This window comes from uncultured Corynebacterium sp. (assembly GCF_902782855.1).
Taxonomy (GTDB): Bacteria; Actinomycetota; Actinomycetes; order Mycobacteriales; family Mycobacteriaceae; genus Corynebacterium.
Genome location: NZ_CACZOO010000040.1, coordinates 1 through 2369, shown reverse-complemented (window position 1 = coordinate 2369; position 2369 = coordinate 1). Strand labels below are relative to the sequence as shown.

2 protein-coding genes are annotated in these 2369 nt (G+C 68.3%); one reads left to right on the top strand and one right to left on the bottom strand.

Annotation, left to right across the window (positions count from 1 at the left end; all coding sequences use genetic code 11):
• A partial coding sequence (locus QZV72_RS01720) for an alcohol dehydrogenase catalytic domain-containing protein (RefSeq protein ID WP_297004449.1) occupies nt 1-497 on the bottom strand: 497 nt, incomplete at its 3' end.
• A 110-nt stretch (nt 498-607) separates the two neighbouring features.
• On the opposite strand from QZV72_RS01720, the gene QZV72_RS01715 reads away from it, so the two are divergent.
• On the top strand, nt 608-2236 hold the full coding sequence (locus QZV72_RS01715; protein ID WP_297004447.1) for a helix-turn-helix domain-containing protein: 1629 nt from the start codon (nt 608-610) through the stop codon (nt 2234-2236).
• Nucleotides 2237-2369 lie beyond the last annotated feature (133 nt).

The window sequence follows — 2369 nt, the reverse complement described above, 5'->3', positions numbered from 1 at the left end:
ATCTTCACCAGGGACGCGCGGTCGACCACGGCATAGGTGGCGAATCCGGAGACCCCGAGGTGGTGCTGGACGGTCTCGGTGCCGTCGGCGGTGTCCCGGGTGAGGTGCCGGGTACCGTGGAGCAGCGTACCGGCGGTGTTGGACGCGGTGCCGCGTTCACACGGCAGTTGTCCGTCGGTCCTGCAGCCGTCGCACTCGCCGCAGCGGGGCAGGAACGCCATGGTGACGCGCTCGCCCTCGGTCAGATCGGTGACCTGGTCACCGGTGCTCACGACCAGGCCGGCCGCCTCATGCCCCAGCAGCATGGGGACGGGGCGGGGCCGGTTGCCGTCGACGACGGACAGATCGGAGTGGCACAGGCCCGCCGCCTCGACCTTGACGAGGACTTCGGTGGGGCCGGGCGCGGTGAGTTCCAGATCGCTGACGGTGAGGGGGTGACTGTCAGCGTAGGGACGTTGGCGCCCGATCTCCTCGAGCACTGCTCCGGTGATCTTCATGGTTGTTATCTCCCTGACGGTGATGGGGTATCTGTACGGCACATCACACTAGGGGGACGGGCGTCCGGCCGGAAGTGGTTGAAACGACATCGGCGTGGGAATATATGTGCATGGAGAACATCACTGACGAGTGGCTTCGGCTGCGTATGCAGTCCGCTGTCCAACTCACTGAGCTCCGGGACACAGAACTGACCCTTCAGGTGGTCGTCAGGCACACCCGTGGGCTGATGAACGCCGACATGGCCTACGTCAGTTTCACGGACTTCGACAGCAACGAGACCGTCATCCGTAAGACCGACGGTGTCCGCACCGGTGAGTACGCCAGTATCCGGCAACCGCTGGGCAGCGGCGTCCTCGGCAGGGTCGCCATCGGCCACTCCTCCTACTGGACCGCCGACTACCGGAGCGACCGTAAACTCCACCACCTCGGTGACATCGACGCCATCGTCGAGGGTGAGGGGGTCCGTGCCCTGCTCGGCGCCCCGCTCACCGTCGCCGGTCGGGTCATCGGGGCCCTGCTCATCGCCTTCCGCGCGCGACGGGAGTTCAGTGACGCCGAGGTACAGCAGCTGGAGTCCCTGGCGGATCAGGCTGCAGTGGCGATCGACAACGCCCAACGCCATGAGCAGCTGCTCGCCCTGGTCGAGCAGTCCGGCGGTGAACAGCAGCGCAGCGCCTCCGATGTCGCCGAGCTCTCCCGTGGACTCGATCTCGACCGGCGTCTGGTGGAGACGGTGGCTTCGGAACTTCCGGTGTCCTCCCTGCTCGCGATCGGCTCCCAGGCTCTCGGCTGTGAGCTGTGGCTGACAGATTCCGGTGGCCGCCGTACGCTCGCCGCCTCCACCGACACCCCGGCCCCGGAGCGTACCGCGGGGACCTTCGTCACCGTCACTGCCGCGGGTCAGGAGTTCGGACAGCTGCTCACCGACCGTTCTCTCGGCGAGGCCGAGCAGACCATGCTGGAACGGGTGAGCCTGCACGTCGCCCTGTGGATGATGCTCACCCGGGCCCGGGAGGCCATCGACCTGCGCGACGGTACCGAGGCCGTCAGTGCGCTGGTCGGCGGGGAACTCGATGCCGTCGGTGCGACGGCGGTACTGGAGGAGTGGTGGCTGCACCAGGCCGACCGACTGTGCGTGGTCGTCGTGGAGACCCCCGACCCGATCGTCGACCGGGTGGTGCGGGCCCTGTCGGCGTCCTCGCCCTCCCCGATGATCGTCGCCCCGCACCGGCGTCACGTCTGCGTCATCACCGGCGACCCCCGGTGGGTCGACGCCCTGCCGGCCCTGTTCACCCAGCGGGGATGGACACTGCGGGGTGGTGTGACCTGGGTTGACGTCCCGACCGGTCTGCCGGACGCCCACCGGCAGGCCGAGCTGGCGTGCTCGGCGCAGCAGTCCCTGGGGCGCACCGGGCTGTCCGACGGCACCGGTCTCGGGATCCTCGCTGCGGTCCTCCACCTCGCCCACCGGGGTGACCTGCCGGTCGACCTTGTCGCGGATCTCGCACCACTGGTGGACTACGACGCCACCCACCGCAGTGAACTGCTGGTGACCGCCCGGACCTTCTTCGACACCGACAGTAACGTGGCCCGGACCGCCGCGCTGCTCGGTGTGCACCGCAACACCGTGCGGCAACGTCTGGAGCGCATCACCGACCTGCTGGGGGATGACTGGAACCGGATGCCGCGCAAGCTCGACCTGCAGCTCGCGCTGCGGGTCCACGCGGTGGCCCCGTGAGCGGGGCTGCCGGGGCTTGACCAGCGTCGCTGTCCCCGTCAGGCAGTGAACAGACCGGTAGGTCTATAGTGTTGGGGAATTGACCCTCCCGAAAGGAATCTGCACCATGCGCCGTTCCCGCCATCCCCGTGTT

Coding starts and splice junctions, on each gene's coding strand:
- QZV72_RS01715 (WP_297004447.1), top strand. CDS start 608: ATGGAGAACATCACTGACGAGTGGCTTCGGCTGCGTATGCAGTCCGCT.